Raw genomic sequence first — 6,643 nt, 5'->3', positions numbered from 1 at the left:
CTCCTCCCAGGTGGTGGGAGCGGTCAGACCCGCGTCGGAGAACATCTTCTTGTTGTAGTACAGGCCGTAGGCGAGTCCGTACAGCGGAACGGAGGTGACGGTCTTGCCTTCCTCACCACCGGTCGACAGCGCGGTGGCGACGAACTTGTCGCTGCCGCCGATCGCCTTCATGTTCGTGGAGTCGTAGGGCAGGAACGCGCCGGTCGCCGAAAGGTACGGCGCCCAGGTGTTGCCGATGTTGACGACGTCAGGCCCGACACCGGAGGTGACGGCGGTGTTGATCCTGGTCTGCAGGTTGTTCCAGCCGACGACCTCGAGGTTGACCTTGATGCCGGACTGCTTCTCGAACTTCTTCAGCAGGGGGGTCAGGACCTCCTTGTCGTTCGCGATGCTGGTCCCCTGGTTGCTGGCCCAGTAGGTGAGGGTCGTCTTGCCGTTCGAGCTGTCGCTGCCGCCTCCGCTGCTACACCCGGCTGCCAGCAGGGCGATCGAGGCGGCGCCGACGATGGCCACCGCCAATTTCTTGCGTCGAGAAAAGTACACGGGAAACTCCTTTGTGTGCGTGGACTGTTGTGATAATCCGTGAGAGCGCTCTCTCGGTCAACCGTGAGAGCGCTCTCATGGCTTGTGGAACACTGTAAGGACGTTCACCGCACAATGTCAAGACGAGCCGCGTTTCGAATGGATCTCGATGCCGAACGGCGGCCAGGTGAGCCCTAGTTGCGGCCGGAGTCCGGGCGCGCCAGGACGTCCTGGGCCTTCATCGTGAGCTGCGGATCGATGATGACCTCGTACTTGCTCGCGAGCACCTGATGGGTCGAGGTGAAGTCCCGGGTGCGTCGGTTGATCGCGGTGGCCGCGATGCCGAACAGGGCCCCGAAGCCCGCGCCGATGATGATGGCCGCGAAGACGTACTGCACGACGGAGCTCGAGCTGCTGAAGGTCAGCAGCACGCCGAGGAAGAGACCGAACCAGGCGCCGCTGGCCGCTCCCGCTCCCGCGGCCCTGCCGTAGGTGAGCTTGCCGGTGACCCGCTCGACGGTCTTGAGGTCACTTCCGACGATCGAGACCTGCTTCACCTCGAAGTCCGCCTTGGCAAGCCGGTCGACGACCGCCTGCGCCTCGAAATAGGTGTCGTAGGTGCCGAGCACGTCGCCCTTCGGCAGGGTCGGGACGAGTCGGGCACGGGCGCCCATGGGGCCTTGATTGGTCATTTCGCCATTATCCTCCGCGCCCGGGGTGAAGGTCTAAGTTAGTTCTGTGAGCGCCACGAGAGTTTTCGTCGCCCGACTGGCCGGGTGCTCCGTTTTCGACCCCGCGGGCGACAAGGTCGGGCGCGTGCGCGACGTGCTCGTCGTCTATCGGCACAAGGAGCCGCCGCGGGTTGTCGGCCTCATCGTCGAGGTGCCCGGCAAGCGCCGTGTCTTCCTGTCGATCGGCAGGGTCACCAGCATCGGATCAGGGCAGATCATCACGACCGGGCTCATCAACCTGCGCCGCTTCGAACAGCGCGGGGGCGAGGTTCGGGTCATCGCCGAGATGCTCGGACGCCAGGTGACGCTGGTCGACAAGAGCGGCACCGCGACGATCGAAGACGTCGCCATCGAGGAGAGCGGCCCGGGAGAGTGGGCGGTCAGCGAGCTCTTCCTCCGCCGGCCGAAGACGAGCGCATCCCCGTTCGCCAAGGGCGCCACCATCTTCGCCAAGTGGTCGGATGTGCGCGAGCGCTCGACCGGGGGCGCGCAGTCGGCGACCCAGCTGCTGGCCACCTACGAGGACCTGCTGCCCGCCGACCTCGCGAACGCCCTGCTCGACCTCCCGGAGCAGCGGATGCTCGAGGTCGCGGAGGAGATGAGCGACGAGCGCCTCGCCGACGTGCTCGAGGAGATGCCGGAGAGCGAGCAGGTGGACATCCTCGGCCACCTCGACGACGACAGGGCGGCCGACGTCCTCGACCAGATGCAGCCCGACGACGCGGCCGACCTCATCGCCCAGCTCTCCGACGAGCGCGGCGAGGCCCTGCTCGACCTGATGCAGCCGGAGGAGGCGGACGACGTCCGCATGCTCCTGCTCTACGCGCCGGACACCGCCGGCGGCCTCATGACGACCGAGCCGATCATCGTGTCCGCCGACGCGACGGTCGCGGAGGGCCTCGCGCTCATCCGCAGGCACGAGCTGGCCCCCGCTCTCGGTGCGGCCGTCTGCGTCACCCTGCCGCCGTACGAGCCGCCGACCGGACGGTTCCTCGGTATGGTCCACTTCCAGCGGATGCTCCGCTACCCGCCCATGGAGCGCCTCGGCACCCTGCTCGACCAGAAGCTCGAGCCGGTGAAGGCGAGCGCCTCCGCCGCAGAGGTCGCGCGCACCCTGGCCAGCTACAACCTCGTCTCCCTACCGGTTGTCGATGACAACCACCGATTGGTCGGGGTGGTGACCATTGACGATGTTCTCGACTATCTGCTGCCCGACGACTGGCGAAGTCACGACGAGGAGCAGTCCACGACGCCCCTCGCTGACACCAGCACCATCCCCGTAATCGCACCAGCAGGAAGGAGGAACCTCAATGGCACGTCGCTCTGAGACCGGACTCGACTCCCCGAAGGGGCTTCGCACACCCTTCGTCTTCCGTCTCGGTGGCAACAAGGACCGGGTAGGACGCTTCTCCGAGAGCTTTGCGCGGGCGATGGGCACCTCCGGCTTCCTGGTGGGCATGAGCGTCTTCGTTGTGCTCTGGCTGGCCTACAACACCTGGGCGCCCGAGATGGCCCAGTTCGATCCGCGCCGCCTCAACTACACGCTGCTGACGCTCATCCTCTCGCTCCAGGCCTCCTACGCCGCCCCGCTCATCCTGCTCGCCCAGAACCGCCAGGACGACCGCGACCGGGTGCAGTTCGAGCAGGACCGCCAGCGGGCGGAGCGCAACCTCGCCGACACGGAGTACCTCGCCAGGGAGGTGGTCGCGCTGCGGCTGGCCGTGCGCGATCTCGCGAGCAAGGACTTCATCAGGGCCGAGCTGCGCGCCCTGCTCGAGGAGCTGGAGAAGGAGAAGGATCCGGAGGGCGCCGGGTGACCGGCGCGGGACACGGGACCCGATCGGCCGAGGTGCTCGCGGCTCTGGCAGGGGTCATCGACCCGGAGATCCGCAGACCGATCACCGAGCTCGGCATGATCGGCGGAGTGACGGTCGACGAGGCGGGAAAGGCGACCGTCGCGCTCAAGCTGACGATCGTCGGATGCCCGGCGGCCGACACGATCGAGCGCGACGTCCGCGAGGCCGCGGCGTCCGTGGACGGCATCAACTCCGTCCTCGTCGAGGTCACGGTGATGACGAAGGACGAGCGTGCCGCGCTCACCGAGACGCTCCGCGGCGGCCGGGCGAGGACGCTGCAGTTCGGCCCCGACTCGCTGACGCGCGTCTACGCGATCACCAGCGGCAAGGGCGGTGTCGGCAAGTCGACGATCGCCGCCAACCTGGCCGTCGCCCTCGCGGAACGGGGGCTGTCCGTCGGCATCGTCGACGCCGACGTGTTCGGGTTCTCGATTCCCGGCATCCTCGGGTTGGAGGGCGCGAAGCCGACACAGGTGGATCAGATGATCCTGCCGCCGATCGGCCACGGCGTGAAGGTCATCTCGATCGGGATGTTCGTGGACGGGAACGCGGCCGTCTCCTGGCGCGGGCCGATCCTGCACCGCACCATCCAGCAGTTCCTCTCCGACGTCTTCTTCGGCGACCTCGACGTGCTGCTGCTCGATCTGCCGCCCGGCACCGGCGACATCGCCCTCTCCCTTGGGCAACTACTGCCCCAGGCGGAGGTCATCGTCGTGACGACCCCCCAGCCGGCGGCGGCGGAGGTCGCCGAGCGCAGCGGGTTGGTGGCCAGACAGATGGGCCAGAAGGTCATCGGCGTGATCGAGAACATGTCGGGGGCGCTGCAGGACGACGGGTCCCTGCTGGAGATCTTCGGCAGCGGCGGCGGCGCGGAGGTCGCCGCGCGGCTCTCACGCGGACAGGACGAGCCCGTCCCGGTGCTCGCCTCGATCCCGATCAGCCTTCAGACGAGGATCAGCGGCGACGCGGGCACACCGATCGTGCTGTCGTCGCCGTCGGATCCAGCGGCCCTCGCCCTGTCGACCGTCGCCGATGGACTGGTCTCGCGGCGACGTGGTCTCGCCGGGCGCAAGCTCGGAGTCAGCGTCCGCTGACCATCGGCGTTCCGCAGAACAACGCGAGAGCGAAGGTTTCACTACCCGAAATCCATGAGCCGTGGAGGAAACGCCGGGGGCGTGCGGCAGACACGCGAGTCCAGCCGGCTGGCTGCATGGACTCCGGGCAGGAGTCGAAGGGGGGCCTAGCGGTGGGTCGGAATGCGACCGTAGCCGTCGTTCTTGATGACGACGATGCTGGCGAGAACGCCCCAGACCGCGACGGCGGCGATGACGGCGGAAACGATGATGCTGGGCATGATGACCTCGGGAGTATTCAGGTGGATATGACACCAGTCAAAGCCCTCCGTGGCTTTAGCACAATCAAATAGTTCTTGCCTGATTGTGTAGACTTTCTTTATGGATGTGCGCCGTCTCGAGCTGCTCCGCGAGCTCGCGGAACGGGGAAGCATCACCGCCGTCGCGAAGGCGGGCCGGCGCACCGTTTCTGCGGTCTCCCAGCAGCTGAAGGTGCTCGAACGGGAGGCCGGCGTCCCACTCACCGAGCGGTCCGGCCGGGGCATCGTGCTGACCGGAGCCGGGCGGATGCTCGCCCAGACGGCGACGGATGTCGCGATCGCCCTCGAGCGGGCCGATGCGCTGTGGGCGGACTTCAAACAGGCGCCGAGCGGCGAGGTCACCCTCACCATCTTCCCCACCGGGGGCCAGATGCTGCTCCCCGGGCTGCTGACCGCCGTCCACGACATGCCGGGACTCGTGCTGACCGCCACCGACCAGGACCCGCTGACGCCGGACTTCGCCGACCTCACGCCGGACTTCGACATCGTCGTCGCCGATTCCCCCGGCATGCTCCCCTCCTGGCGGGAACGCGGCCTCGCCGTGGTCAAGCTCATGGAGGAGCCGCTCGACATCGCCCTGCCGGAGGGTCATCCGCTCGCCGCGAAGACGAGCCTGTCCGCGCGAGATCTCACCGAGGTGACCTGGATCGGCGTCCCCCTCGGATTCCCCTACGACCGGATCCTCCGCCAGCTCGAGGCGATCACCGGGGTGCCCGCGACGATCGGGCAGCGGTTCCTCGACAACGGGATCGTCGAGTCGCTCGTCGCCGCCGGTCACGGCGTCGCCATCCTCCCGCGGTACACGACCAGGGACCACGAGAACGGGCTGGTGACCCGGCCGCTGTCCGGGGTCCGTGCGGTGCGTCAGATCTGGGCACTGATGCGACCGGACCGGGCGGAACGGCCGTCGGTTCGGCTGGTCGTCGAGGCCCTGCGCACCGAGGCGGCGAGGGTCGCGGCCCAGCACTCCGCCTGACCGTCGGAGTGCTCGCGATAACATCGCGGGCGGTCTACGTGGCCTCGGTGTCGAACGGGGCCGGCCCGCTCTCGGCCTTGCGCCTGCGCGCGCTCGCCGATGCGCTCGGGCGGACGACGGGGACAGGCTCGACGGTGTCCTCGACGAGGGCCTCACGGATGATGCGGCGAGGATCGTACTGCCGCGGATCGAGCTTCTTCCAGTCGACCTCGTCGAAGTCCGGTCCCATCTCGTCGCGCAGCCTGTCCTTGGCGCCGTCCGCCATCTGCCGGACGTTCCGAACGAGACGGGCGAGCTGGGCGGCGTAGTGCGGCAGCCGTTCCGGTCCCAGCAGGAAGACGGCGATCACCCCGATGACGAGGAACTTGTCGAGACTGGGGCCGAACATATGCCCAGACTAACTCCTCCCCCATCGGGCGAGGCCCGGTTTTCGAGCCGACCGCGGCCCGCGGGCGGCGCGCCCGATCCGCGCGGAACGGGACGCACCCTAATCTTGTCTCTGAACAAGGAGCGTGAGTGGCAGGCAAAGAGTCGAGCTGGAAGTTCGCCGAGGAGTTCGTCGTCGAACGGGCGGAGATCGTCCAGGCGAGGCACCATTCGATCGAGCTCGGCGTCGAACCGGTCAGCCCGGCGATGGGGGCCCAGCTGGCGGTGCTCGCCGCAGCGGCCGCCGCCACCAGCATCATCGAGATCGGCACGGGGCTCGGGGTCAGCGGCCTCTGGTTCTTCGTGGGCGCGCCGCAGGCGACGCTGACCTCCATCGATTTCGAGCTGGACTATCAGCAGTCCGCGCGCAAGTCCTTCGCCGAGCTCGGCGTGCCGGCCAAGCAGGTCCGGCTGATCACCGACCGCGCCGCCGACGTGCTTCCGCGGATGAACGAGCAGTCCTACGACATCGTGCTCGTCGACGCCGAGCCGCTCTCCGTGATCCAGTACGTGGAACACGGCCTCCGGCTCGTGCGTCCGGGAGGAACCGTGATCGTCGCCCACGCACTGTGGCGCGGCCGAGTGGCCGACCCGACCAAACGGGACGACACGGTCAGGGGCTTCCGTTCCCTGCTCAAGGAGGTCGCCGCATCCGACGCCGTCATCAGCTCGCTCTCACCGGTCGGTGACGGGCTGTTGCTCCTGACGAAGATCGCGGAGCCGGAGACGGATCGCTGAG

Annotated in this window: 8 protein-coding genes; 5 read left to right on the top strand and 3 right to left on the bottom strand. The window is 68.0% G+C overall.

What is annotated here, in order from left to right; translation table 11 throughout:
• Together VGC18_RS03190 and VGC18_RS03185 are read right to left on the bottom strand one after the other, a co-directional pair.
• Nucleotides 1-543: ABC transporter substrate-binding protein (locus VGC18_RS03190; protein WP_331094154.1), on the bottom strand; the 543-nt coding region annotated here is incomplete at its 3' end.
• A 173-nt stretch (nucleotides 544-716) separates the two neighbouring features.
• The gene (locus VGC18_RS03185) at nucleotides 717-1,214 is read right to left on the bottom strand and encodes a general stress protein (RefSeq protein ID WP_331094152.1); all 498 of its coding nucleotides are present in this window, start codon (nucleotides 1,212-1,214) and stop codon (nucleotides 717-719) included.
• Nucleotides 1,215-1,260: 46 nt separating this feature from the next.
• On the opposite strand from VGC18_RS03185, the gene VGC18_RS03180 reads away from it, so the two are divergent.
• From VGC18_RS03180 to VGC18_RS03165, 4 genes are all read left to right on the top strand, one after another.
• Nucleotides 1,261-2,580 carry a magnesium transporter MgtE N-terminal domain-containing protein gene (locus tag VGC18_RS03180; protein WP_331094150.1) on the top strand — a complete coding sequence of 440 codons (1,320 nt, stop codon included), beginning with the start codon at nucleotides 1,261-1,263 and terminating at the stop codon, nucleotides 2,578-2,580.
• Nucleotides 2,564-3,070, top strand: coding sequence for a DUF1003 domain-containing protein (locus VGC18_RS03175; protein WP_331094148.1), 507 nt, complete (start codon nucleotides 2,564-2,566; stop codon nucleotides 3,068-3,070). The genes VGC18_RS03180 and VGC18_RS03175 overlap by 17 nt, the downstream gene beginning before the upstream one ends.
• Complete coding sequence (locus VGC18_RS03170) at nucleotides 3,067-4,203, top strand: Mrp/NBP35 family ATP-binding protein (RefSeq protein WP_331094146.1); 1,137 nt, start codon at nucleotides 3,067-3,069, stop codon at nucleotides 4,201-4,203. The genes VGC18_RS03175 and VGC18_RS03170 overlap by 4 nt, the downstream gene beginning before the upstream one ends.
• Before the next feature lie 360 nt (nucleotides 4,204-4,563).
• Nucleotides 4,564-5,478 (top strand): LysR family transcriptional regulator, encoded by a 915-nt coding sequence (locus tag VGC18_RS03165; protein WP_331094143.1) that lies wholly within the window; start codon nucleotides 4,564-4,566, stop codon nucleotides 5,476-5,478.
• 34 nt (nucleotides 5,479-5,512) lie between these two features.
• On the opposite strand, the gene VGC18_RS03160 is transcribed toward VGC18_RS03165, so the two are convergent.
• Nucleotides 5,513-5,866 (bottom strand): Sec-independent protein translocase TatB, encoded by a 354-nt coding sequence (locus tag VGC18_RS03160; protein WP_331094141.1) that lies wholly within the window; start codon nucleotides 5,864-5,866, stop codon nucleotides 5,513-5,515.
• 128 nt (nucleotides 5,867-5,994) lie between these two features.
• On the opposite strand from VGC18_RS03160, the gene VGC18_RS03155 reads away from it, so the two are divergent.
• Nucleotides 5,995-6,642 carry an O-methyltransferase gene (locus tag VGC18_RS03155; protein WP_331094139.1) on the top strand — a complete coding sequence of 216 codons (648 nt, stop codon included), beginning with the start codon at nucleotides 5,995-5,997 and terminating at the stop codon, nucleotides 6,640-6,642.
• Nucleotide 6,643: the final 1 nt, after the last annotated feature.

This window comes from Lacisediminihabitans sp. (assembly GCF_036404185.1).
In the GTDB taxonomy this organism is placed as follows: domain Bacteria; phylum Actinomycetota; class Actinomycetes; order Actinomycetales; family Microbacteriaceae; genus Lacisediminihabitans.
Note: the sequence above shows the minus strand (reverse complement) of the source record. Positions and strands in the feature narration are given on the sequence as shown.